Annotated in this window: 17 protein-coding genes; 14 read left to right on the top strand and 3 right to left on the bottom strand. The window is 72.8% G+C overall.

Annotated elements, in window-relative coordinates; all coding sequences use genetic code 11:
* Positions 1–172 precede the first annotated feature (172 nt).
* Positions 173–2,230, bottom strand: a complete 2,058-nt coding sequence (locus ACFQ7Q_RS28115) for a PBS lyase (protein WP_383559871.1) — start codon at positions 2,228–2,230, stop codon at positions 173–175.
* A 274-nt stretch (positions 2,231–2,504) separates the two neighbouring features.
* Here ACFQ7Q_RS28115 and ACFQ7Q_RS28110 point away from each other — a divergent pair, with 274 nt between their 5' ends.
* On the top strand, positions 2,505–3,476 hold the full coding sequence (locus ACFQ7Q_RS28110) for an ATP-dependent DNA ligase (RefSeq protein WP_383559870.1): 972 nt from the start codon (positions 2,505–2,507) through the stop codon (positions 3,474–3,476).
* Between the two features lie 233 nt (positions 3,477–3,709).
* Here the strand turns inward: ACFQ7Q_RS28110 and ligD are convergent, their stop codons facing one another.
* The gene (ligD, locus tag ACFQ7Q_RS28105; protein ID WP_383559869.1) at positions 3,710–4,603 is read right to left on the bottom strand and encodes a non-homologous end-joining DNA ligase; all 894 of its coding nucleotides are present in this window, start codon (positions 4,601–4,603) and stop codon (positions 3,710–3,712) included.
* A 49-nt stretch (positions 4,604–4,652) separates the two neighbouring features.
* On the opposite strand from ligD, the gene ACFQ7Q_RS28100 reads away from it, so the two are divergent.
* Positions 4,653–5,705, top strand: a complete 1,053-nt coding sequence (locus ACFQ7Q_RS28100) for a Ku protein (protein ID WP_383559867.1) — start codon at positions 4,653–4,655, stop codon at positions 5,703–5,705.
* A gap of 31 nt (positions 5,706–5,736) precedes the next feature.
* Here the strand turns inward: ACFQ7Q_RS28100 and ACFQ7Q_RS28095 are convergent, their stop codons facing one another.
* Positions 5,737–6,558 carry a hypothetical protein gene (locus tag ACFQ7Q_RS28095; protein ID WP_383559865.1) on the bottom strand — a complete coding sequence of 274 codons (822 nt, stop codon included), beginning with the start codon at positions 6,556–6,558 and terminating at the stop codon, positions 5,737–5,739.
* A gap of 275 nt (positions 6,559–6,833) precedes the next feature.
* On the opposite strand from ACFQ7Q_RS28095, the gene ACFQ7Q_RS28090 reads away from it, so the two are divergent.
* The 12 genes from ACFQ7Q_RS28090 to ACFQ7Q_RS28035 all read left to right on the top strand — a co-directional run bounded on the left by ACFQ7Q_RS28090 (position 6,834) and on the right by ACFQ7Q_RS28035 (position 23,995).
* Complete coding sequence (locus ACFQ7Q_RS28090) at positions 6,834–9,434, top strand: DUF262 domain-containing protein (protein WP_383559863.1); 2,601 nt, start codon at positions 6,834–6,836, stop codon at positions 9,432–9,434.
* A gap of 319 nt (positions 9,435–9,753) precedes the next feature.
* Positions 9,754–11,100, top strand: coding sequence for a salicylate synthase (locus tag ACFQ7Q_RS28085; protein ID WP_383559861.1), 1,347 nt, complete (start codon positions 9,754–9,756; stop codon positions 11,098–11,100).
* Entirely contained in the window at positions 11,097–12,197 is a 1,101-nt protein-coding gene (locus ACFQ7Q_RS28080) for a ketoacyl-ACP synthase III family protein (protein ID WP_383559860.1), read from the top strand. The genes ACFQ7Q_RS28085 and ACFQ7Q_RS28080 overlap by 4 nt, the downstream gene beginning before the upstream one ends.
* Positions 12,197–13,963, top strand: a complete 1,767-nt coding sequence (locus tag ACFQ7Q_RS28075; RefSeq protein WP_383559859.1) for an AMP-binding protein — start codon at positions 12,197–12,199, stop codon at positions 13,961–13,963. The genes ACFQ7Q_RS28080 and ACFQ7Q_RS28075 overlap by 1 nt, the downstream gene beginning before the upstream one ends.
* A 6-nt stretch (positions 13,964–13,969) precedes the next feature.
* Positions 13,970–14,260: a phosphopantetheine-binding protein gene (locus tag ACFQ7Q_RS28070; protein ID WP_329116033.1), complete on the top strand. Its 291-nt coding sequence runs from the start codon at positions 13,970–13,972 to the stop codon at positions 14,258–14,260.
* The gene (locus tag ACFQ7Q_RS28065; RefSeq protein WP_383559857.1) at positions 14,260–15,804 is read left to right on the top strand and encodes an amidohydrolase family protein; all 1,545 of its coding nucleotides are present in this window, start codon (positions 14,260–14,262) and stop codon (positions 15,802–15,804) included. The genes ACFQ7Q_RS28070 and ACFQ7Q_RS28065 overlap by 1 nt, the downstream gene beginning before the upstream one ends.
* Positions 15,801–16,571, top strand: coding sequence for a 2,3-dihydro-2,3-dihydroxybenzoate dehydrogenase (locus ACFQ7Q_RS28060; protein ID WP_383559855.1), 771 nt, complete (start codon positions 15,801–15,803; stop codon positions 16,569–16,571). Before ACFQ7Q_RS28065 ends, ACFQ7Q_RS28060 begins: the two co-directional genes overlap by 4 nt.
* A gap of 49 nt (positions 16,572–16,620) precedes the next feature.
* Positions 16,621–17,283, top strand: a complete 663-nt coding sequence (locus ACFQ7Q_RS28055) for an isochorismatase family protein (protein WP_383559854.1) — start codon at positions 16,621–16,623, stop codon at positions 17,281–17,283.
* On the top strand, positions 17,280–19,229 hold the full coding sequence (locus ACFQ7Q_RS28050) for an anthranilate synthase family protein (RefSeq protein ID WP_383559852.1): 1,950 nt from the start codon (positions 17,280–17,282) through the stop codon (positions 19,227–19,229). The genes ACFQ7Q_RS28055 and ACFQ7Q_RS28050 overlap by 4 nt, the downstream gene beginning before the upstream one ends.
* Before the next feature lie 77 nt (positions 19,230–19,306).
* Positions 19,307–20,329, top strand: a complete 1,023-nt coding sequence (locus ACFQ7Q_RS28045; RefSeq protein WP_383559850.1) for a ketoacyl-ACP synthase III family protein — start codon at positions 19,307–19,309, stop codon at positions 20,327–20,329.
* Between the two features lie 53 nt (positions 20,330–20,382).
* Complete coding sequence (locus ACFQ7Q_RS28040; RefSeq protein ID WP_383559849.1) at positions 20,383–21,483, top strand: 3-deoxy-7-phosphoheptulonate synthase; 1,101 nt, start codon at positions 20,383–20,385, stop codon at positions 21,481–21,483.
* A 151-nt stretch (positions 21,484–21,634) separates the two neighbouring features.
* Positions 21,635–23,995 (top strand): amino acid adenylation domain-containing protein, encoded by a 2,361-nt coding sequence (locus ACFQ7Q_RS28035; RefSeq protein WP_383559847.1) that lies wholly within the window; start codon positions 21,635–21,637, stop codon positions 23,993–23,995.
* Positions 23,996–24,052: the final 57 nt, after the last annotated feature.

Genomic DNA, 24,052 nt, shown 5'->3' with positions numbered 1-24,052 from the left:
GAGGGCTCCGCCGGGCTCGACGGCCCCGACCGGCGAGGTCCTGGTGTGCGTCGGCGGTGGGGGTGCTCATCGGGGGCTCCGGATCCTCGCCGCGAGAGCTCGATGGATTCGAAGCCGAATGTCCGGTATTGCTGCTTCGTAATGGCTGCCCGTAGGCGCCGCCACTGAGCTGTCACAGCTCCATCCGGTCGAGTGCCGCACGGCAGAAGGTGAGCAGCTTCTCGTCCTCGTGGACGTCGTGGCTGCTGGAGCCGCTCTCGCGCACGTTGTGACGGCGGCGCCGGGCCAGCTCCGCCCGGATCAGCCCCTCCGCGGCCGCGGCCGCGGGACCCATCTCCGCCAGGCACTCGGCGATGTCGACGCGCGCATGCCGGTTCTCCTCCCAGGCCGCCATGAGCACCGGGAGCGCAGACTCCACGTCCCCGGAGACCCGCCACAGGGCCGTCGCGCCGCGCACCCGCACCCACAGGTCGCGGGCGGTGAGGCAGGGGAGCAGGGCCGGCGCGCCGGCGGCCGCGGCCGGGCCGATCTCGCCCAGGGCCCGGGCGGCCACGCACCGGTCGGCGTCCGGCGCGCCGGACCGCAGCCGGGCCTCCAGGGCGGGCAGCACGGCGCCGCGGTCGCCCTCCACGGACCAGAGTGCGAGCGCCGCCTGCGCCGATACCGCGGCCGCGTCGCTCTCCAGCAGCGCCCGCACCTCCGGCAACGCCTCCCGGGCGGCGGGACCGAAGGACGCCAGGGCCCGCAGCGCCGCCTCCTGCACCCAGTCCCTACGGTTCGGCGGCGCCTCGCGGAGCACCCGCAACACCTCGGGCAGCGCCTGGACGCCCCGGACCGAGGCCAGCGCGAAGAGCAGCGGCGCCGCGTGGTCGTACAGCCGGTCGTCCAGCTCGACCCGGGCCAGCCGACGGCGCAGCGCGGGGGCGAGCGGGACGGCGGCGGGGCCCAGGGTGGGTACCGCGTACAGCAGCTCGCGCCGCACCTCCGGCTCCCGCAGGGCCCGGGCGAGCAGCGGCACCGCCCGCGGGTCGCCGGACCTGGCGAGGGCGAGCAGCGCCCTCGCCCGCCCGTCGGGCGCCCCGGGGCCCGGGGCGGCGAGCCACCCCGCGAGGGCGTCGACCGCCGGGCCGGTCAGCTCGAACAGCCCCTCCAGGAACGAGGCGGCGGCCTCGCGCAGCCTCGGCTCGGGGTCGGCGAGCTGCGCCCCGACCAGGCGCACCACCTCCTCGTACCGCCCGCGCCACACCCGTATCAACCCGCCGCACAGCCAGATCGCGTCCGCCCTCTGCGCCCGGTCGGGACTGCGCAGCTGGGAGAGGACCAGCGCGATCCGGTCGTCCACGCGGTCGTCGAGCGCGGTGTGGAGCGTCCGCATCAGCTCGTCGGTCCACGGGGTGGGGCGGCCGGCGGACCGCTCCTCGAACAACTCGCGGACCTGCCCGATCAGGGTGGGCGTGGAGGGCCGGGGGCTCTCGGGGCGCGGCTCGACGGACGCCGTCCGCACCTCGTCCAGCAGGTCCGTCACCCGCTCCACGACATCGTCCGGAACCTCGCCCGGCGCGCACCGGGCCAGCTGGGCCAGGGCCGCGAGCCGCAGCCCGGGCGCCTGCGCGGCGCGGGTGAGCCAGCCGAGCCACTCGACCGTCTCGGCCCGCAGCGACTCGTGCCGCCGCGCGATCCGTCCGACGGCCTCCACCAGGGCGAGCCGCACCTCCGTGTCGCACTCGACCGTCAGCCGCTCCCGCAGCAGGGTCAGGACGCGCGCCGGGTCCGGGTGCAGCGAGGCGAGCGCGCACGGGGCGGCCAGTCGTACCTCGGGATCGGGGTCGCCGACCAGGCAGAGGAAGACGTCCGCACCGGCGGCGACGGCGGCCGCCGCCATGGCGTAGTTGGCGGCGGGGATGAACTCCTCGTCGTCCGGGTCCAGTTGATCCAGCTCGTCGTCGTCGCTCAGGTCGATCCCGCCGATGCTGGTCAGCAACTCGACGATGCCGCCCCGGTCCTGGACCTTCGGATCGGCGACGAGTTCGAGCAGGAAGGGGATGCAGGCGAGCGTCGAGTCGTACACATCGCCCTGGTGGTGCACCGCGCCGTACATCCCGTCGAGGGCGACCTCGCGCTCCGCCGGATCCGCCGAGGCGAGTCCGCGCAACAGCCCCGGCACATCGTCCGCGGGGCCGTAGGCATGGCCCAGCGAGGCCCAGTCGACCTCCTCGATCCCCGTCAACATGCCGGCCGCCGCCTTCCCCGTGAGCGCTGTACCAGGCAGCAAGTGTGCACCACGGTCCCGACAACCAGGACCCGCTGACCGGACGCGGTCCACGAACCGCCCCCGGGGCGCATGCTTTGCGCCACGCGCCCGGCAGGGTCGGGGAGTTGCCCCGGGGCGCGTTCGGCGCGCCGGGCGGCTCGAACCGGCGCTTCCGGGTGCCTTGCGTGTGTCCCATGGCTGAATCGGCCGGGATACGGGAGTAGCGGCGGCCGTCCGGGGTGAGGACTGACCCGTGGATCTGCCTCGTATCGCGCCGATGCTCGCCACGCCCGGCGCGCTGCCACCCCCCGGGCGGGACGCCGCGTGGGCCTACGAGACCAAGCAAGATGGCCAAAGGGCGATGCTCTATCTCGGCGGGGACGGCGGCCTCGTCGTGCGCTCGCGGTCCGGCGAGGACGTCTCCGCGGCCTATCCGGAACTCCTGGCGCTGGGCCGGGCGCTGCCCGTCGGCCGTGCGGCGGTGCTGGACGCGGAGATCGTCGTGCTCGACGAGAGCGGACGCAGCGACTTCGCCCGGCTCCAGCCCCGGATGGGTCTCGCGGGCTCACCCGCGCGGGCGCGGCGGATGGCGGTGAGCGACCCGGTGCACGCCGTCCTGTTCGACGTGGTGTTCCTGGACGGACGGCTGCTGACCGGTCTGCCCTGGACACAGCGGCGCCAGGAGCTCGACGGGCTGTCGCTGGAAGGCCCGGCCTGGTCGACGCCGCGCGCCCTGGTGGGCCACGGCGAGGCCGCGCTCAGGGCGACCCGCGAACACGGCATGGAGGGACTCGTCTGCAAGCGGATCATCTCCCGGTACGAACCGGGGGTGCGTTCCAGGAACTGGATCAAGATCCGCAACATGCGCACCGCGGACATCGTCGTCGGCGGCTGGCTGCCCGGCGGTGGACGGCCGTCCGGCCTGCCGGGATCGGTCCTCATGGGCCAGCGTCACGCCGGCGGACTGCGCTACGTCGGCAGTGTGGGCACCGGATGGAGCGAGTCCGAGCGCACCGCGCTGGCCCGGCTGCTGCACGCCGCCGAGATCGACGACTGCCCCTTCTCGGAGGTGCCGCCGGTGGCCGGGGCGCACTGGGTCCTGCCACGGCTGGTGGGCGAGGTCCGGTACGCCGTCCGGACCCGGAACGGGCTGCTGCGCCAGCCGTCCTGGCTGCGGCTGCGACCGGACCTGACACCCGAGGAGTCCGCGGCCGACTTCGACTGAGGCGACGGGGTGAGGGGTGGTGCGAGGCGGGGCGACGGGGGGCGGGGTGTGCGGCGGGGTGACGGGGGGCGGGGTGAGGCGAGGCGGGTGACGGGGGCGCGATAGGCGAGGTGGGGCGACGGGGGGATGGATGGACCGGGGGCCGGGGCCGGGGGACGCGACACGAGGCGACGCGCGACGTCACGGCGTGACGCGACACGAGGCGACGCGCGGCGTGGCGTGGGCGGTGTGTGTCAGGGCGGACCGGGCAGGGCCCCGGCCCGGTCCGGGTCGAAGAGCGGCGCGAGCAGATCCCCGTACCGCTCCAGACGTGGCGCGATGTCGTCCATCAGCAGCACGAGCTCTCCGGGGTCTCCGCACGCCTCGACCTCCTCCCAGGTCACCGGTGCGGAGACGGTCGGCCGTGACCGGGCCCGCAGGGTGTAGGGGGTGGCGGTGGTCTTGGCGGCCGCGTTCTGGCTGAAGTCGACGAAGACCTTCCCCGGCCGCAGGGCCCGCGCCATCCGGTGCACCACCAGGGCGGGGTGGTCCGCCTCGGCCAGGACGGCGAGCTGTTTCGCGTACGCCGAGACCTGGTCGGAGGGCGTCGGCTCCACCGGGACGAGCAGATGCAGGCCCTTGGCGCCGGAGGTCTTCACGAACGCCTCCAGGCCGTCCTCGGCGAGCCGCTCGCGCAGCCAGAGCGCCACCCGGCAGCACTCCACGACGGTCGCGGGCGGCCCGGGGTCGAGGTCGAAGACGATCCGGTCGGCGACGGCGGGGGAGTCGGACCGCCACTGGGGAGTGTGGAACTCCACCACCAGGTTCGCCGCCCACATCAGGGAGGGCAGGTCCTGGATCATCACCTGCCGGGCGCGCGGGTCCTCGGAGCGCGGTACCGGGGTGGTCTTCACCCAGGCGGGTGTGCCGGGCGGCGGGTTCTTGGTGAAGAAGAGCTGGCCGTCGGGGCCGTCCGGGTAGCGCAGGAAGGAGACGGGCCGGTCGCGCAGATGGGGGAGGAACGCGGTCCCGACGGTGGCGTAGTAGTGCAGCAGCTCGCCCTTGGTGGTGCCGGTGGCCGGGTGGAGGATCTTGTCCAGGTTGCTGAGCGCCAGGCGCCGCCCCTCCACCTCTGTGATCGGCGTCATACGATGAGAATCCCATGATTCCGGGAATCTCGTGTGAAAGGGATGAAACGTGCGATCCATCTGGAACGGCGCCATTTCCTTCGGCCTGGTCAGCATCCCGATCAAGCTGGTGAACGCCACCGAGAGCCGGTCCGTGTCCTTCCGCCAGATCCACGCCGAGGACGGCGGCCGGATCCGCTACCGCAAGGTGTGCGAGCTGGACGGCGAGGAGGTCTCCCAGGCGGAGATCGGCAAGGCGTACGAGGACGCCGACGGGACCATGATCCCGATCACCGATGACGATCTGGCCTCCCTGCCGCTGCCGACGGCGAAGACGATCGAGATCGTGGCCTTCGTGCCGGCCGGGGAGATCGACCCGCTCCAGATGGACGCCGCCTACTACCTCTCCGCGAGCGGAGTGCCGGCCGCCAAGCCGTACACCCTGCTGCGGGAGGCGCTGAAGCGCAGCGACAAGGTGGCCGTGGCGAAGTACGCGCTTCGGGGGCGGGAGCGGCTCGGGATGCTCAGGGTCGTGGACGATGTGATCGCGATGCACGGACTGCTCTGGCCGGACGAGATCCGCGCCCCCGAAGGGGTGGCCCCGGAGACTCCGGTCGCGATCCGGGACGCCGAACTGGACCTGGCGGACGCCCTGATGGCCACGCTCGGCGAGGTGGACATCGCCACCCTGCACGACGACTACCGGGAGGCCGTCGAGCAGATGATCGCCGCGAAGGCGGAGGGCGGCGAGGGGGTCGCGCCCCCGGAGCCCGAGGCGGAGGGCGGCGGCAGGGTCATCGACCTGATGGCCGCGCTGGAGAGCAGTGTCCGCGCGGCGAAGGAGGCGCGCGGGGAGGGCGACGTCGCCGAGGTGACCAAGCTGGCGCCCCGCAAGACGGCGTCGCGGACCCCGAAGGAGACGGGCGCGCGGAAGTCCACGGCGAAGACGGCCGCGAAGAAGACGGCGGCGCCGGCCCGCAAGTCGACGTCCAGGACGGCGGCGGGCGGCAAGGCCACGACGGCGAAGTCGACCGCCAAGTCCACCGCGAAGTCCACCGCGAAGAAGGCGGCGGCCAAGAAGACGACGGCGAAGAAGGCGACCCCGCGCAAGCGCAGTGCGTGAGGCCGCCGGTCACGGCTCTTCGGGGTGTCTCTTACGGGGTGTCCCGAAGAAGCTCCCGCAGTGACCCCTTCATCGCGTCGACGAACGCCTCCCGCTCCGCCTCGCCCACCAGGTCGAGCGAGAGGTACGGGTTGAGGTCCTCCAGCTCCACCAGCAGCAGCTCGCCGTCCGGGGCGCGGCAGGCGTCGACGCGCTGGATGCCGAAGTCCAGGTCGTTCCAGTCGACGAAGCGCTGTGCGAACTCCAGGTCCGCGGCGGTCGGGGCGTACGGTTCGAGCCTCCAGCGGGCCTCCGGGTCCGGGGCGTACAGGGCGTACTGGAAGGTGGGCCCGACGAAGTAGAACGACACCTCGTACGCGAACGGGATGCGCGGCTGGACGAGCATCCCGGCGGGGTCCACCTCGCCGAGCCGGGCCCGTTCCACGAACCTGAGCCCGACCGAGTCCGCGCCGAGCAGGGGCTTCACCACGTACTCCGCGGCCTCGGGCAGCCGCTCGAACTCCTCGCGCCGCCCCGCCGTGGGAATGACCGGAAACCCCTCCCTCGACAGGTGGAGGAGATAGTCCTTTCCAGCCATGTCGCCCTTGCCGGAGAGCGAATTGAACATCCGCACGCCGGCCTCGCGCGCGGCGCGCGTGAAGGCGTCGTACGCCTCCTGGTAGTGGATCACGGGCCCGCTGTTGCGCACGACGACGGCGTCGAAGCGGCCCATCAGCGCGGCCGCGTCGAGCGGATGGCAGAGCGCGACCTCGAACTCCTCGCGGAGCCGGCCGGAGAGCCAGATGTCCTCGTCGCAGTAGCGCCGCCCGCGCGCCTGATAGCCGAGGTCGGTGACGTAAAGAAGCGTTCCCATGGGGGCATCCAAGCAGACCGAATCGGCCGCATAACGGACAGGGTCAGTCGCGGAGCGGACAACCGGAACCTCACGCTGTCGGGCGACGACCTACTCCGACAGGAAGCGGCCCGGATCGCCGTCGCGGGACACGCGCGAGGCGTCCCGCGTGGGGGTGCGGGGGACGGAACACGGACTCGGTTCGGAGCTCCGTACGTCCGTCGATTCCTCTGATCACCGCACCGGGGTGCGGGACAATGGCGGGCCGATGGGGCAAGACTCGGGAGGGGACGCACGTGCACGCCCAGGAGACGACGTTCAGCAAGCTGGTCCATGGTGAGACGCAGTTCCAGGTCCCGCTGTACCAGCGCACGTACACCTGGCAGCGGGACGAGTTGCGGCAGTTGTGGGACGACGTGCTGGAACTCGTCGAGGACAAGCTGGAGGGAAGGGCCCCGGCGGCCCACTTCCTCGGGTCGGTGGTGCTCGCGCCGGAGCGGGTCGCGGCGGGTGGGATGCAGCGCTGGCTCGTCGTGGACGGCCAGCAGCGGCTGACCACGCTGATGCTCGCCTTCACCGCACTGCGGGACCACCACAAGGCTCAGGGGCGGGACAAGAAGGCGGCCCGCATCCACGACCTCGTCCTGGTCAACGGCTACCAGGACGGGAACGACCACTACCGTCTGCTGCCGACCCAGGCCGACCGCGAGGCGTTCGTCGCCTGTGTCGAGACGCTCCCCACGGCCGGCGGACCCGGCAACATCGGTGGGGCGTACCGGTTCTTCCTCGCCGCTCTGACCGAGGGAGAGGAACAGGCCGGCGAAGAATGGGCCGGCGCGGTCGAGTCCGTGCTCCGCGACTTCCTCTCCATCGTGTCGATCACCGCGGCCGAGGGCGACAACGTGTACCGGATCTTCGAGTCCATCAACAACACGGGTGTCGGCCTGAGCCAGAGCGACCTGTTGCGCAACTACCTCTTCATGTGCCTTCCCAAGCGCGGAGAGGCCGTCTACCGGAACCTGTGGCTTCCTATGCAGGAGCTGCTGGGTCCGGCCAGGCTGGAACTCCTCGTCTGGCTCGACCTGGTCGTCGGTGGCGACAACCGCGCCAAGCAGAGCGAGATCTACCGGGATCAGAAGAAGCGTCTCGAACCACTGAGCACGGACGAGGCGGCGCTGGAGGCGGAGATCGCCCGGCTGCACGTGCGGGCCGGCCGTCTCATGCGGATCGTCGAGCCGGAGCGGGAGAGCGACCCGGGCCTGCGGGAGGTGCTGGAGCGACTCTCCCGCTGGGGCGGTCAGACCCACTATCCGCTGGCGCTGCTCCTTCTCGACCGGGTGGACGAGGGCCACTGCGGTCCGGCGGAGGCGGCCTCTGCCCTGTCGTACGCGGAGAGCTACATGGTTCGGCGGCTGTTCGCCGGCAACTCCACGACGGGAAACAACCGCACGTTCATGGAACTGCCCAAGGAGGTGGAGAAGGAGCTGGAGAACGAGCGCTCGCTCGCGGACGCGGTACGCCATGCCCTGTCGGCCAAGACCGGCACGCGCGTCTGGCCCTCCGACGCGGTGATGCGCGAGGCCGTCCGCAGCCGCCCCTTCTACAAGTCGGGCCGCTCGAACCAACGCTTCGAGATTCTGCGCCGGTTCGAGGAGAGCTACAACGCCAGCGAGCCGGTCGACTACACCAAGGCGAAGCTCACCGTGGAGCACGTGCTGCCTCAGCAGCCCGCCCAGCAATGGTTCGACCTCCTCGCGGAGGAGACCGGGGAGAGCGAGAGCCCGGAGGAGCTGCACACCCAACTGGTGCACACGCTCGGCAACCTCACACTCTCCGGCGACAACGCCCGCCTTTCGAACCACCCCTTCCGGCGCAAGCAGCAGATCCTCGATTCCAGCGCGCTGCGGATGAACCAGCGGATCGCGGCCCAGGATCGTTGGGGCAGGGCCGAGATCCTCACACGTGCGGATGAACTGACCGACCGTGCGACGGAGTTGTGGCCGGGGCCCATCGACGGGGTGGTCCACGCCGATGCCGAATGGGCGGGCTGGGGTGAGCTGCGCCAAGCGCTCCTCACCATGCCGGCGGGCACATGGACGACGTACGGCGACCTCGCCGCCCTCATCGGCACCCACGCCATCGCGGTCGGCAACCATGTGGGCACCCGGCCCACGCTGCACGGGGCCTACCGCGTGCTGATGGCCGACGGCAAGATCTCTCCCGGGTTCCGCTGGCCGGAGGGACGGGAGGGCGAGGCCGACCCGCGGACGGTCCTGGAGTCCGAGGGAGTCCCGTTCGACGAGGTCGGCCGGGCCCGCCGCTCCCATCGGCTGACGGCGGCGGACCTGGCCACCCTGGTGGGCAAGGACGATTTCGAACACGAGACGCCCTCCCAGGGGCCCGGAGGCTTCGGGGGTGACGGGGAGACCGCCGCCGGCCGCTTCGAGACCCTGCTGCGCGACAACCAGACGCTCGACACGGTGGAGGGAGTGCTCTCGGCCCTGCGGTTCTGGGAGGAACAGGGCGGCTCTCTCGACTACGGAAAGAAGAACGAGACCAGCTGCTTCCCGACGTTGTCCGTGGGCGACGGTCGCGCCCGTTCGCTGTGGCCGCTCGCCCTGTACCCGGTGACCGGCACCGTCGAGGTGGTCTTCCAGCACCTCAAGCGTCGACCGCCTTTCGACGACGAGCTGCTGCGGCGTGAACTGATGGCGCGCTTGAACCGGATCGGCGGCATCGATCTCGCCGAGGCGAAGCTGGACCTGCGCCCCTCGTTCCCGCTGGAGGTCTTCGCCGAGCACGGTGACGAGCTCCGTGACGTCCTGGAGTGGTTCATCCACACGGTCGCGTTCGCGGAGGCCCGCCGCCCGATCGGAGACGACCAGGCGGAGAGGTGACACGCCACTGGCGCCTGCCCGCCGCTGGTGACGCGGCGCGGGCGGCCGACGAACCGCGCCCCCGCGTGGCCGTCGTCGACGGAGGCTGAGGAAAGAAAAGCCCGTTCTCCGCGGGTACCGCGTACGAGGGCGGTACCCGCACAGCGCATGGCCGGTCGAGGGCCGCGCGGCAGCCGCCCCGCGGCCCTTCTTCGTGTGCGGGGCCGCTCGGGCGAGGGTTCGCACTCTGATCAGGAGGGCTAATCAACGGGCCCTGGGGTGGCGGGCGTTACCTCCGTATCGTTTTTGGAGGTAACAGCTACGGAGGAGGAACCTTCAGATGAGCCCCATCGCCTCGCGCCACTACTTCGAGACCCAGCTCCAGCTCACCGAGGACCCGCTGCTGGTCGCGGCCCGCCTGGCCGACTCGGGTCTGCACGAGTCGTACGTCGTCTACGAGAACGGTGGCAACTGGTCCTACGCGGGCGGCGTCCGCGCCGAGCTGACGCTGGACCGCACCGGTGCCCGGCTGACCCAGGAGGACGTCCCGGACGCCTTCCGCCCCTGGAGCGACCAGCCCCTGAGCCTGGTGTCCGAGCTGCTCGACACCGTCACCGTGCCGTACTGGAGGGCCTACGGCTGGGCCACCTTCGAGCTCTCCTACGCCAAGGACGGCGACCTCGACGGCATCGGCGACGGCCGGCTGATGCACCTCGTCGTGCCGCGCGCCGAGGTCCGCTTCGAGGCCGGACACGCCCTGCTGCGCGCCTCCGACCAGGCCACCCTCGACGCGCTCCTCACCACCGTCGCCAACCCCGGCCCGGCGCTGGACGGGCAGCCCCGCCCGCTGGACGTGCACGCCACCGGCGGCGCCCAGTACCGCGAGGCGGTGCGGCTCGCCGTCGACGAGATCAACTCCGGACAGCTGCACAAGGTGATCCTGTCCCGCGTCGTCGAGGTCGACGACGACGTCGACCTGACCGGCACCTACGTGGCCGGCCGCCGGGGCAACAACCCGGCCCGCTCCTTCATGCTCAACCTGGGCGGCACCGAGGCCATCGGCTTCTCCCCGGAGATCGTCGTCCAGGTCTCCGAGGACGGCCGCGTCGTCAGCCAGCCCCTGGCCGGCACCCGCGCCCTCACCGGCGACCTGCTCACCGACGAGGGCCTGCGCGCGGACCTGTTCGGCTCCCCCAAGGAGGTCTACGAGCACGCCATCTCGGTCAAGGTCGGCGCCGACGAGCTGGTCGACGTCTGCGTCGAGGGCTCGGTCGAGGTGCCGGAGTTCATGGCCATCCGCGAGCGCGGCAGCGTCCAGCACCTCGCCTCCCGCGTCGCCGGCAAGCTCGCCCCCGGCCGCGAGGCCTGGGACGCCTTCGGCGCGGTCTTCCCCGCCGTCACCGCCTCCGGGGTGCCGAAGTCGGCCGCGTACGACTCCATACGCCGGCACGAGCCGGAGTCCCGCGGCCTCTACAGCGGCGCGGTCCTCACCGTCGACCACACCGGTGCGATGGACGCGGCCCTGGTGCTGCGCAGCGCCTACCGCAAGGACGGGCGCACCTGGCTGCGGGCCGGCGCGGGCATCGTCGGACACTCCACGCCGGAGCGCGAGTTCGAGGAGACCTGCGAGAAGCTCGACAGCGTCGCACGCTTCCTGGTGCCGGCCGGCGCCGGTGGTACGCGATGAGGGTCGCCGCCGAGCTCTACCTCGCCGGCGTCGGCAGCTGGCTGCCGGACGAGGTGACGACCGCCGACGCGGTGGCGGGCGGCCGGTACGAGGAGGCCGACCGCAAGGCGTCCGGGATGCTCGCCGTCCGAGTGGCCGGGGAACTCCCGGCCCCCGAGATGGCGGTACGGGCCGCCCGCACCGCCCTGCGCAGGGCGGGCCGGACCGGGCTCACCCCCGACGACTACGGCGCGCTGCTGCACTGCGCCACCTACCACCAGGGGCCCGACGGGTGGTCCGCCCCGCACTACGTCCTGCACCGCACCCTGGACCGGCCGGTCGGCGCCGCCCAGGTCGGCCCCGGCTGCCTCGGGATGCTGACCGCACTGGAGATGGCCGCCCACCGGCTGACCGCCGACGACGGCAAGGACGCCGTCCTGCTCACCGCGGCCGACAACTTCTCCGCGCCCCTGGTGGACCGCTGGAACTCCTCCCGGCTGTTCCTGCTCGCGGACGGCGGCGCGGCGGCGGTGGTCTCCCGGCGGGACGGCTTCGCCCGGCTGCTGTCGGTCGGCTCGGTCTCCGCCCCCTCGATGGAGGAGCTGCACCGCGGCGGCGAGGAGCTCTTCCCGCCCGGCATCACCGTCGGCCGCTCGCTCAACTTCGAGGAGCGCAGCGACCACTGGCGCAAGCGGTGGGCCGAGGGCGCGGCGCCGCCGAAGGTGCACCTCGGCGACGTGGTCGCCGAAGCGGTGGACCGCGCCCTGGTGGACGCCGACACCGAAATGGAGAAGGTGGCGCGGATCTGCCACACCGGCTACTCCGACGGCGCCCTGCACACCATCTACCTCGACCCGCTGGACGTCGAAGCCGCGCACGGCACCTGGGAGTTCACCCGCCACATCGGGCACGTCGGCGCCGCGGACCCGTTCATCGGTCTCGAACGCCTCTGGACGCGGGGCGAGGTCGCACCCGGCGACCGCGTGCTGCTGCTCGCGGCGGGCCCCGGCATGGAGGTCGCCTGCGCGGTCGTCGAGATCACCGCGCCCTATCTGCCCGCCGCCGGGACCGACGGCGGCAACGACAGCGGCACCGCACCTCAGGAGGAGGACCAGTGATGCTCGAAGGATGCACCCCCTGGCCGGCCGAGACGGCCGAGCGCTACCGCCGGGAGGGCGTGTGGAACGGCACCGACCTCGGGTCGCTGCCGCGTGCCTGGGCCGACAAGTACGGCGACGCCACCGCGCTCGTCGCGGGCGAGACCCGGATCAGCTACACCGAGCTCGCCGACCGGGTGGACCGCCGGGCCGCCGGATTCGTCCGGCAGGGGGTCGAACCGGGGGACCGGATCGTGCTCCAGCTGCCCAACGTGCCCGAGTTCGTCGAGGTGGCGTTCGCGCTCTTCCGCGCCGGCGCCAAGCCGGTGTTCTCACTCACCTCGCACCGGTCGAACGAGATCCGGCACCTGTGCGAGCTGTCGGGCGCCACCGGATACGTCGTCCCCGGCGTCTTCCGCGGCTTCGACCACACCGCGCTGGCCCTGGAGATGGCGGCCGAACTGCCCGCCCTGCGCAGGATCTACGCCCAGGGGGAGAACTCCTCGCCCGCGGTCGTCCCGCTGGAGTCGGTGGACGCCGACCCGGTCGAGCTGCCCGCCAACGACCCCTCCGACGTGGCCTTCTTCCTGCTCTCCGGGGGGACGACCGCGCTGCCCAAGCTGATCCCGCGCACCCACGACGACTACGCCTACCAGACCCGCACGGTCGCCGCCCTCGCCGGTCTCACCACCGAGGACGTCTATCTGGCCGCGCTGCCGGTGGAGTTCAACTTCACCTGGGGCTGCCCCGGAGTGGTCGGCACCCTCTCGGCCGGCGGCACCGTCGTCCTCGCCCCGGACCCGACCGCGGACGACTGCTTCGCGCTGATCGAACGGGAGCGCGTCACCCTCACCTCGGTGGTGCCCACCGTCGCCAGGCTCTGGCTGGATGAGCGCGAGTGGTCCGACGCGGACCTGTCCAGCCTCAAGGTCCTCCAGATCGGCGGGGCCCGGCTCGAACCGGAGCTCGCCGCGCGCGTCACCCCCGAGCTCGGCTGCCGGCTCCAGCAGGTCTTCGGCATGGCGGAGGGGCTCCTGACGATGTCCCGCCCCGACGACGACCCGCACTCCGTCCTGCACACCCAGGGGCGGCCGGTCTCCCCGTTCGACGAGGTGAAGATCGTCGACGAGCGGGGCGAGGAGGTGCCCGCCGGGGTCACAGGGGAGCTGCTCACCCGCGGCCCGTACACCCTGCGCGGCTATTACCGGGCCCCCGAGCACAACGCCAGGGCGTTCACGAGCGACGGCTTCTACCGCACCGGTGACCTCGCCAGCCTCACGGAGGACGGCCGCCTGATCGTCCAGGGACGGCTCAAGGACGTCGTCATCCGCGGCGGCGACAAGATCGCGGCCGGCGAGGTGGAGGCCCATCTGCTCAGCTGCCCGGGGGTCGCCGCGGCGGCCGTGGTGCCGGTGCCGGACGAGTTCCTCGGCGAGCGGATCTACGCCTTCCTGGTCGGCCGCCCCGACGGCGAGGAGCCCTCCCTGGCCGACCTCAAGGCCGCGCTGCACGCGCGCGGGCTCGCCGACTACAAGCTGCCGGACCGCGCCGAGTTCGTCGCGGACCTGCCGCTGACACCCCTCGGAAAGATCGACAAGAAGGTGCTCTCGGCAGCCGCAGCGGACCCCTCCCTGTCGCGCCGCTGGACCCCCGCGCCCCGGCCCGAGGCCACGCCCGGCACGACACCGGACGCCACGCCCGAGGCCACGCCCGACGCGACACCGGACACCACGCCCGACGCCGCGAACGCGCCCGTTCCGTCCCTCTCGACCTCACAGAAAGGGTGAACCGCCATGGCCGGCATACGTGCCGCACGTACCGCTCCGCGCACCTCACCGCTCTCCGCCGTCGAACTCCGCCAGGAGGTGGCCGCCGTCCTCGGTGCACAGCCCGACGCCATCCCCGGTGACGCCCACCTCGTCCACCTCGGACTCGGCTCGCTGGAGATGATGCGCCTCGTCACCCGCTGGCGCAGGCAGGGTCTGCCCGCCGAGTTCGCCGAACTCGCCGCCGCCCCCACCCTCGACGACTGGCACCGTCACCTCACCGCCGCCTGGAACGCCCGGACCGCGGAGGTGGCGTGATGAGCGCCCTGCTGGTCAAGGGCGGCTGCCTCTACCCGGCGGACGCCGGCGACACCGTCGTCCCCGACGGCGCCGTCCTCGCCGAGGACGGCGTGGTGATCGCGGTCGGCCCGGTCGCCGAGGTCGAGGCCTTCGTCCGGCCCGAACAGCGCGCCGCCCTGCGGACCATCGACGCCCGGGGCCGGATGATCCTGCCCGGCTTCGTCAACCCGCACTGGCACGAGATGTTCGCGATGCGCTTCCCCTTCAAGGGCGCGCTGCGCGACGCCTCCGACCGTGACGACAAGCCCGTGTTCATGGCGCTCGGCGGCGACGTCCCGCAGATCTCCGTCATCTTCGACTCCTTCCACGGCCAGGTGGACCGCCTTACGCCCGACGAGGCGCTCGCCATCGCCCGGTATTCGATGTGGACGCAGCTGCGCTCCGGCGTGACCGCCCTCGGTGACGTCGGCTCCCTCAACAAGCCGGAGGCGCTCGCCCGCGCCGCCCGCGACCTCGGGATGCGCCTCACGGTGAGCACCTGGGCCTCGGACGCGGTGTGTGCCCCCGGGGACACCCGCTTCCGGCGCACCCGCGACGCCGACGACGAACTCCAGCGCATCGAGAAGCTCCTGATCGACTGCGCGAACGACCCCGAGGGGCTCGTCCGGGCCTGGCCGACCGCCGTCTACGGCACCAACATGACCGACGAACTCGGCGCCGGATTCGCCGAGTTGGTGGCCCGGTTCGACGTGCCGTTCGCCGCGCACGTGGGCGCGCTGCGCAACGAGGCCGAGGTGATGCTCGCGTACCACGGGTCCACCCCGGTGCGACGGTTCGCCGACCTCGGACTGCTCTCCGACCGGTTCATGGCCGTGCACTGCGCCTTCGCCGACGCCGGCGAGCGGGCGCTGCTGATCGGAGCCGGCGCGCACATCAGCCACTCGCCGGCCAAGTACGGCCCCGCGGGGGAGGCCTCCCTCACCGAGACGCGGCTGTTCCCGGAGTTCCGCCGGGCCGGGCTCGACGTCTCGCTCTCCACCGACGGAGCCGCGATGCCGATCGGCGGGATGGCCGAATCGATGCGGGTGGCGTGGCAGATCTACAACGAGATGTACGCCGACCCCACCGAGGTGCTGCCCACCGACGCGCTGGCGATGGCCACCCGGCTGCCCGCCCGCGGGCTCGACCAGGGCGAGCGGATCGGCAGCCTCGAACCGGGCAAGCAGGCCGACCTGCTGCTGGTGAAGGCCGACGACTGGCGCTACCTGCTCAACCCCCGCCCGCTGGAGGGCTTCCTCGCCCTGGGCGGCTCCATGGACGTGGACACCGTGATCGTCGCCGGCCGGGTGCTGATCGAGGACGGCCGGTCCACCGGACTGGACGAGGAGGTCCTGGAGGCCGACTACCTGGAGGCGCTGAGCTCCTTCACCGTCCGCTGCCTGGGGGTCGACGCCGACGCGGTGGCCGCCCGGCTGCGGCAGCGCACCGAGACGCTCGCGGTCCGCAGGCTCGCCAAGGCCGGCGTGGTCTCCCTCCCCACCGACCGGAAGGAACGGCGATGAACACGAAGACGGCCCTGGTCACCGGGGCGGCGGGCGGGATAGGGGCGGCCGTCGCCCGGGCCCTGGCCGCGGAGGGCGTGCGCGTCGCGCTGCTCGACGCCGATCCGCTCGCCCTGGAACCGCTGACGAAGGAGCTGAGGACGGCGGGCGCGTCCGTCCTGGCGCTGGGCGTGGACGTGCGCTCCAGCGGAGAGGTGGACGCCGCCGTCGACCGTACGGAGCGTGAACTGGGGCCCCTCGACCACCTGGTGAACGCCGCCGGCGTGCTGCGTACCGGTGAGGTCGCGGGCTACAGCGACGAGGACTGGGACACCACCTTCGCCGTCAACGCCACCGGTGTCTTCCACGTCAGTCGAGCGGTCGCCAACCGGATGGTGCCGCGCCGGTCCGGGGCGATCGTGACGGTCGCGTCGAACGCGGCGGGCATCCCGCGCTGGAACATGGCGGCCTACGCGGCCTCGAAGGCCGCCGCCACCAGCTTCACCAAGACGCTGGGGCTCGAACTGGCCCGCTACGGCATCCGCTGCAACGTGGTCGCGCCCGGCTCCACCGAGACGCCGATGCTCACCGCGATGTACGCCGACGGCGACGCGGCCCGCCCCTCCGTCGAGGGCTCGCCCGGCACGTACCGCCTGGGCATCCCGCTCGGCAAGCTCGCCCAGCCCGAGGACATCGCGCACGCCGTGCTGTTCCTGCTCTCCGACCGGGCCTCGCACATCACCCTGCACGGTCTGACGGTGGACGGCGGCGCCGCGCTCGGCGTCTGAACCGCGCGCCCTTGTTCCCGTTCCTCCTCCTCTTATCCCTGGAGCCACGATGGCCATTCCTCTGATCGACTCCTATCCCATGCCGGCCGAGGACGAGCTGCCGCCCAACACCGCGCCCTGGCAGGTCGACCCCGACCGCGCGGTCCTGCTCGTCCACGACCTGCAGAACTACTTCCTGAGCCCCTTCGGCCACGGCGGCCCGGACGAGGGCCGCCAGCCGCTGACCGATCTGATGGACCACACCGAGGCGCTGCGCGGAGCCTTCGCCGCGGCCGGCGCGCCGGTCGTCTACACCGCCCAGCCCGGCGGGATGACGGAGCAACAGCGCGGACTGCTCAAGGACTTCTGGGGCGCGGGGATGAGCGCCGACCCGGACCACCGAGCCATTCCGGAGCGGATCGCACCGGCCCCCGGCGACCGGGTGTTCACCAAGTGGCGGCCCAGCGCCTTCTGCCGCACCGATCTGCTCGCCCTGATGCGCGACACCGGCCGCGACCAGCTGGTGATCTGCGGGGTCTACGCACACGTCGGCATCCTGATGACCGCCCACGAGGGCTTCTCCCACGACATCCAGACCTTCGTGGTGGGCGACGCGGTCGCCGACTTCTCCGCCGAGCGGCACCGCGAGACGCTGGAGTACGTCTCCTCCCGCTGCTCGGTCACCGTCTCCACCCGCGCGGTCCTGGCCGCACTGGACGGAGGCGCGCGATGAGCCTCCACCCTCTGCTCGCCCGGGTGCTCGGCGCCGATCCACCACCGTTCGCGCTGCTGCACCGGCCCGGCGCCACCGGGCCCGACCGGATCGACCTGGTCGTGGGCCCGACCGCCGAGCGCGAGCTGATCGCCGACATTTCGCTGCCCGCCGAGGCCCCGGGCGGCGCACGGCACGAGGTCCTGGCGCTGCTCCCGTACCGGCAGATCCGCGAGCGGGGCTACGCCTGCCCCGACGACGGGGCGCCGCTCCTCACCATGGACGTCGAGGACCAGGCGGTGCTGCCGCTCGACGAGGTGCTGGCCGCGCTGCCCGACCTGCCGATCGCCATGGACGAGGGATCCTTCGACGCCGACGACGAGGAGTACGCGGCCCGGGTGCGCCGTGTGCTCACCGAGGAGATCGGCCGGGGAGCCGGGGCCAACTTCGTCATCAAGCGCTCCTTCACGGCGCGGATCGACGACTGGTCGGCGCGGACCGCGCTGTCCTTCTTCCGCCGGCTCGCGGGCCGCGACCCCGGCGGCTACTGGACGTTCGTCGTCCACACCGGGGACCGCACCTTCGTCGGCGCCTCCCCGGAACGTCACATCAGCCTGGACGCCGGCCAGGTCGTGATGAATCCGATCAGCGGCACCTACCGCTACCCGGCGGACGGCCCCGACCTGACCGGGCTGCTCGACTTCCTCGCCGACCCCAAGGAGGCCAACGAGCTGTACATGGTGCTCGACGAGGAGCTCAAGATGATGGGCCGGGTCTGCGACCTGGGCGGCCGGGTCACCGGCCCCGCCGTCAAGCAGATGGCCCGGCTCGCCCACACCGAGTACCACATCGAGGGCCACAGCTCCCTGGACGTACGGGACATCCTGCGCGAGACCCTGTTCGCGCCCACCGTCACCGGCGGCCCGCTGGAGAGCGCCTGCGAGGTGATCAGCCGTCACGAGCCGGAGGGGCGGGGCTACTACGCGGGCGTCGCCGCGCTCATCGGCAGGGACGAGCAGGGCGCTCGCAGCATGGACTCGGCCATCCTCATCCGTACGGCGGAGATCGACGCGGCCGGACAGGTCCGCATCCCGGTGGGCGCCACCCTCGTCCGCGACTCCGACCCGGCGGGCGAGGCCGCGGAGACGCGGGCCAAGGCGGCCGGACTCATCGAGGCGCTGCGCTCCCCGACTGGCGCACCGGCCGGACAGGCCCGGGCGGCGGCCGCCCTCAAGGCCCACCCGGACGTGCTGCGTGCCCTGGCCGCCCGCAACGAGCCGCTGGCCGGCTTCTGGTTCCGGCCGCCCGCCGAACGCAGCCGTCCGGTGGACGGCCTCGCCGGCCGGCGCGTCCTGGTCATCGACGCCGAGGACACCTTCACGGCGATGGCCCGCCATCTGCTGGAGGCCCAGGGGCTGCGGATCGTGGTGAAGCGCTACGACGAGGACTTCCGGCTCGACGCGCACGACCTCGTCATCGTCGGGCCGGGGCCCGGCGATCCGAGGGACACCGCCGATCCCAAGATCGCGCGGATGCGGCAGGTGACCGCCGAACTCCTCGACAAGGGAATCCCGTTCCTCTCCGTCTGCCTGGGCCACCAGGTGCTGAGCACCCTGCTCGGGCTCCCGCTCGTCCGGCACCCCATGCCCACCCAGGGGCTCCAGCGGCACATCGAGTGCTTCGGCCGCACCGAACCCGTCGGCTTCTACAACACCTTCGCCGCCCATGCCGAGCAGGACCTGATCGACAGCCCCACCGCACGTCCCGGGCGGGTCCGGGTGTTCCGCGAGGAGACGGGCGAGGTGCACGCCCTGCGCGGTCCGGGGTTCGCCTCGGTGCAGTTCCACCCCGCCTCGGTCCTGACCCGGCGCGGCGGCGAGCTGCTCGCCGAGATCCTCTCCGGGCTGCTCGGAGAGGTAACGGAGCTTTATCGGGAGGCCGTTGTCCCCACCGCGATACCTGCATAACGTCTTAACCGGTAACAGAAGTCCGGGCCGCACCGCCTCGGCCCGCCCACCGCGCCCACCCAGGAAGGACCTGTCCGATGCGCTTCGACAACATCTGGATCGCCGGCACCGGAGGCACCCTCGGTGAATCCGTGCCGGTGGACGAGGCGGTGGCCGACGGCTCCTACTCGGCCGACGCCGCCGCCAGCACCGGCATGATCAGCTACTCCCGCTCGGCCGAGGCGCCGCCGGAGATGGCCGTCACCGCCGGCCGGCAGGCGATCAAGGAGGCCGGCGAGAAGGGCGCGACGATCGACCCGGACTCCCTCGTCCTGCACAGCCACGGTCACTTCCAGGGCATCGACATGTGGCCGGCCGCCTGCTGGATCGCCCGCGAACTGCTCGGCCCCACCCTCAACAGCATGCCGATGACCGTCGCCGCCTGGTCCAACGGCTCGCTCGCCTCGCTGGACGTCGCCGCCTCCACCCTGATCGCCCGCCCCGACGTGCCCTCCGCCCTGATCACCCTCGCGGACCGCTTCGCGCCGCCGAGCAACCGCTGGTACACCTCGCCCGGCATGGTCTTCGGCGACGGCGCCGCGGCTGCCGTGGTCACCCGCGACACCGGCAGGCTCCGCCTGCGGTCCCTGGTCAGCGAGACCGACACCGTCCTGGAGGGCCTCTCCCGAGGCGCCGAGCCCTTCCGCACCGCGCCCGGCGAGCAGCCGGACATGCGCCGCAGGACCCGCGAGTTCCTCGCCACCGGCGAGGTGTCGCTGCGCGACGTGCAGACCAGGTCGGTCGAGCGCACCCGCAGCGTCGTCGGCCGCGCCCTCGACGAGGCGGATGTGGCACCGGACGGCATCGACTGGCTGGTGACCCCCTTCGTCGGCCGGACCCTGCACCGCGAGAGCTTCGTACGGCACCTGGACATCACCCCGCGGAACTCGCTGCACGAACTGGGCCTGACCATCGGCCACCTCGGCCCCTGCGACCAGCTGTACGGCCTCGACCACCTGCTGAAGAACGACCTGCTGAGCCCCGGGGACCGCGTCCTCGTCATCGGCACCGGCATGGGCTTCACCTTCTCCGCCGCGGTCCTCACCGCCGACGGGATCTGAACATCCCGCCCCACCACGCTCTTCACCTCCCCTCAGGAAAGGGACATACGCAGATGAGCCTCGTCCGCACCCCGGCCACCACCCCCACCGAAACCTTCTCCGGCATCCCCGCCGCCGCCCGGCTGCCCACGCCGGCCGAGCTCCGCGAGGAGATCCCGCTGCCGCCACTCGCCCGCAAGACCACCCAGAGAGCCCGGCGCGAGATCGCCCGGGTCCTCTCCGGCCAGGACGACCGCCTGCTCGTCATCGCGGGCCCCTGCTCCGTGCACGACCCGGACGCCGCCCTCACCTACGCAGAGCGGCTCTCCGCGCTCGCCGCCGAGCTGGAGGACCGGCTCCTCGTCGTCATGCGGGTGTACGTGGAGAAGCCGCGCACCCGGGTCGGCTGGAAGGGGCTGCTCAGCGACCCGCGCCTCGACGGCTCGCAGGACCTGCCCAGCGGCCTCCGGCTGGCCCGCGGGCTGATGGCCCAGATCGCGGGCAGCGGACTCCCGGTCGCCTGCGAGTTCCTCGACCCGCTGGTGCCGCACTACCTGTCCGACGCGGTCTCCTGGGGCTGCATCGGCGCCCGGACCGTCCAGAGCCAGGTGCATCGCCAGGTCACCAGCGGCCTCGGCATGCCGATCGGCTTCAAGAACGCCACCGGCGGCAGCGTCGAGGACGCGGTGGACGCCATCGTCTCCGCCTCCCACCCGCACGTGTACCCCGGCATCGGCGACGACGGCAGGGCCGCCGTGGTCAGCACCGACGGCAACCCCGACGGCCATGTGGTGCTGCGGGGCGGCAGCGCGGGCCCCAACTACGGGGCCGAGCCGGTCGCCGACGTCCTGGCGCAGCTGGCCGCGGCCGGGCTGCCGCAGCGGCTCGTCGTCGACGCCAGCCACGGCAACAGCAACAAGGACCACGAGCGCCAGCCGCTGGTCACGAGCGACATCGCCCGACGCGTCGCCGCCGGCGAGGAGGGAGTCGCCGGCGTCATGATCGAGAGCTTCCTCGCCGCGGGCCGGCAGGACCTCCGGATCGGCCGTACGGACCTGCTCACCTACGGCCAGAGCGTCACCGACGCCTGTGTGGACTGGTCGCAGACCGCCCACATGATCGAGGAGCTCGCCGCCGCGGTCGGCACCCGCCGCGCGGCCCGGACCGAGCACTGACCCGAAGCACCACCGCAGCGCCCCCACCGCCGGGATCCCCACGGGCCCCCCACCACCGCGCGCACCCCCTCCGCGCGCGGTGCCCGCCCGGCGCCCCTCCCCGGCTCCGCCCTCTTCCGACTTCGTGAACCTCCCGAGAGGAATCAACACCGTGGCAGTCAACACGAGTTCGACCCTGCCCCTGGCCCGCGTTCTCGACGGTGCGCGGACCGCGGCTCCGCACCGGCACGCCCTCACCGTCCCCGCGCCCGCCGCGGCCCGCCCCGAGGAGTACGCGACGGCCGCGCTGGCCGCGCTCGTGCACCGCTACACCGGAGAGACGGAACTCCTGGTCGGACGGCAACGACACCCGGACTCCGTCGAGTCCGTCGCGATACGGGTGGCCGGCGACACCACGGCCGCGCAGCTCCTGGAGGCCGCCGCCCAGGCCGGCACCGCCGACGGCGCGCAGGCCCCGGCCGGCCGTCCGGCGCACGCGGCCGTGACCACCGTCGGCAGCCCGGCGGGCGAGGCGCCCGCCGCCCTGACCCTGGCCGTCTCCCCGACCGAAGGCACCTTCGAACTGTCCCTGGACGGAGCCGAGTTCGACGCACAGGCCGCCGAGCAGTACGCCCGCCACCTGGAGCGCGTGCTCGACGCCCTGGCCGCCGAGCCCGAGGGCACCGTGCACGACATCGCGCTGCTCACGAGTGAGGAGCTGCACCGCACGCTGGTGGAGTGGAACGACACCGCGGGCCCGGTCCCGCAGCCCTTCTTCCACGAGCGCGTCGCCGAGCACGCCCGCCGCACCCCCGACGCCCTGGCCGTGATCCTGCCCGGCTCCCGGCTGACGTACCGCGAGCTCGACGAGCAGGCCAACCAGCTCGCCCACCGGCTCAAGGCCCGGGGCGTGCGGCCCGGCGCCCGGGTCGGCGTCTGTTTCCCGCGCAGCGCGGAGAGCCTGATCGCCCAGCTGGCCTGCTTCAAGCTGGCCTGTGCGGCGATCCTGCTGGACAGCGACTTCCCGGCGGAGCGGATCCGCTACATGATCGAGGACGCCTCGGCCGCCGCCGTCCTGACCCTGGCCGCCCACGAGTCGAAGGTCGAGGGCCTCGCCCCGGTCCTGGCCCTGGACACCGATGACTGGCGGACCGAGCCGGTCACCGAGGTCAGCGAGCCCGTCGGCGCCGACGACCTCATCCACATCTGCTACACCTCCGGCTCCACCGGCGCCCCCAAGGCCGTCATGGTCCGCTTCGGCGCCGCCCGCAACCTGATCCACAGCATGAGCGAGCTGTGCGGCATGTCCAGCGACTCCCAGGGCACCTGGCTTGCGGCCCCCGGCTACGGGATGATCGAGGTCGAGTGCTTCCCGGTGCTCGCCGTCGGCGGCACCGTGCACATCCCGGACGTCTCCGTGGTGGCCTCCGAGTACCGCCTCCAGGAGTGGTTCCTGCGCGAGGGCATCACCACCACCCTGCTGATGAAGCCGATGGCCGAGCGCCTGTGGCGGCTGGAGTGGCCCGAGGACACCCCGCTGGAGAACATCCGCGTCTGCGGCGAGCGCATCCAGTCCTGGCCGCCGGCCGGCCTGCCGTTCCGCCTCATCAACCTGTACGGCTCCGCCGAGGCGACCGTCGTCGCCAGCTGTGACATCACCGAGATGGGCGAGCGTCTCGGCGAGGAGGGACGCGCCCGCAGGCTGCCGCCCATCGGCCGGCCCACCACCAACGTCACCATCTACGTCCTCGACGAGGACCTCCGCCCGCTGCCGCCGGGCCTGGTCGGTGAGCTCTCCATCGCCGGCGTCAGCCTCTCCGCCGGCTACCTGGGCCGCCCGGAGGCCACCGCCGAGAGGTGGATCACCAACCCGATCGACCCGGCCCGCCACCCGATCATGTACCGCACGGGCGACCTCGCCCGGTACTGGCCGGACGGCAGCATCGAGATCGTCGGCCGCACCGACAACCAGGTCAAGGTGCGCGGCAACCGGGTCCACCTCGGTGAGATCGAGGTCGTCCTGACCACCCTGCCCGGCGTCCAGCAGGCCGCCGTCCTGGCCCGGCAGGACGGCCTGGGCGATGTGCAGCTGACCGCCTACATCGAGCCCGACACCGGCGCCTCTCCCTCCGTACGGGAGATCCGCCGCGGACTCGCCCAGCGGCTGCCGTCCTTCATGGTCCCTGCGGCCTTCGTCGTCGGCGGTCTGCCCACCAGCGTCAACGGCAAGATCGACCGCGCCGCGCTGCCCGAGCCGCCGCGCTCCCGCCCGGACGTCGACACCGCCTACCAGGCGCCCAGCGGCGAACTGGAGGAATCGCTCCACGGGCTGTGGACGAAGGTCCTGGAGCTGGACGGGGTCGGCGTGCTCGACAACTTCTTCGACCTGGGCGGCGACTCGCTGCGGGCGGCCCGGCTGACCGAGCTGGTCCGCGAGGAGCACGGGGTCGAGCTGGAGCTGGTCGATCTCTTCGACGAGCCGACGGTGGAGAAGATGGCCGAGCTGGTGGCCCGTACCGCTGCCGCAGCCTGACCCGGCCGCCGGCCCCGAGCGGCCGGCGACGACGGTGGCCCCCACGTCCCGCGTGGG

The organism is Streptomyces sp. NPDC056527 (assembly GCF_042794475.1).
Taxonomy (GTDB): Bacteria; Actinomycetota; Actinomycetes; order Streptomycetales; family Streptomycetaceae; genus Streptomyces.
Note: the sequence above shows the minus strand (reverse complement) of the source record. Positions and strands in the feature narration are given on the sequence as shown.

What these genes read in the sequence shown, in the direction of transcription:
- ACFQ7Q_RS28115 (WP_383559871.1), bottom strand. Translation starts at nt 2,230, where the DNA reads ATGTTGACGGGGATCGAGGAGGTCGACTGGGCCTCGCTGGGCCATGCC.
- ligD (WP_383559869.1), bottom strand. Translation starts at nt 4,603, where the DNA reads ATGACGCCGATCACAGAGGTGGAGGGGCGGCGCCTGGCGCTCAGCAAC.
- ACFQ7Q_RS28095 (WP_383559865.1), bottom strand. Translation starts at nt 6,558, where the DNA reads ATGGGAACGCTTCTTTACGTCACCGACCTCGGCTATCAGGCGCGCGGG.
- ACFQ7Q_RS28085 (WP_383559861.1), top strand. Translation starts at nt 9,754, where the DNA reads ATGAGCCCCATCGCCTCGCGCCACTACTTCGAGACCCAGCTCCAGCTC.
- ACFQ7Q_RS28080 (WP_383559860.1), top strand. Translation starts at nt 11,097, where the DNA reads ATGAGGGTCGCCGCCGAGCTCTACCTCGCCGGCGTCGGCAGCTGGCTG.
- ACFQ7Q_RS28075 (WP_383559859.1), top strand. Translation starts at nt 12,197, where the DNA reads ATGCTCGAAGGATGCACCCCCTGGCCGGCCGAGACGGCCGAGCGCTAC.
- ACFQ7Q_RS28070 (WP_329116033.1), top strand. Translation starts at nt 13,970, where the DNA reads ATGGCCGGCATACGTGCCGCACGTACCGCTCCGCGCACCTCACCGCTC.
- ACFQ7Q_RS28065 (WP_383559857.1), top strand. Translation starts at nt 14,260, where the DNA reads ATGAGCGCCCTGCTGGTCAAGGGCGGCTGCCTCTACCCGGCGGACGCC.
- ACFQ7Q_RS28060 (WP_383559855.1), top strand. Translation starts at nt 15,801, where the DNA reads ATGAACACGAAGACGGCCCTGGTCACCGGGGCGGCGGGCGGGATAGGG.
- ACFQ7Q_RS28055 (WP_383559854.1), top strand. Translation starts at nt 16,621, where the DNA reads ATGGCCATTCCTCTGATCGACTCCTATCCCATGCCGGCCGAGGACGAG.
- ACFQ7Q_RS28050 (WP_383559852.1), top strand. Translation starts at nt 17,280, where the DNA reads ATGAGCCTCCACCCTCTGCTCGCCCGGGTGCTCGGCGCCGATCCACCA.
- ACFQ7Q_RS28045 (WP_383559850.1), top strand. Translation starts at nt 19,307, where the DNA reads ATGCGCTTCGACAACATCTGGATCGCCGGCACCGGAGGCACCCTCGGT.
- ACFQ7Q_RS28040 (WP_383559849.1), top strand. Translation starts at nt 20,383, where the DNA reads ATGAGCCTCGTCCGCACCCCGGCCACCACCCCCACCGAAACCTTCTCC.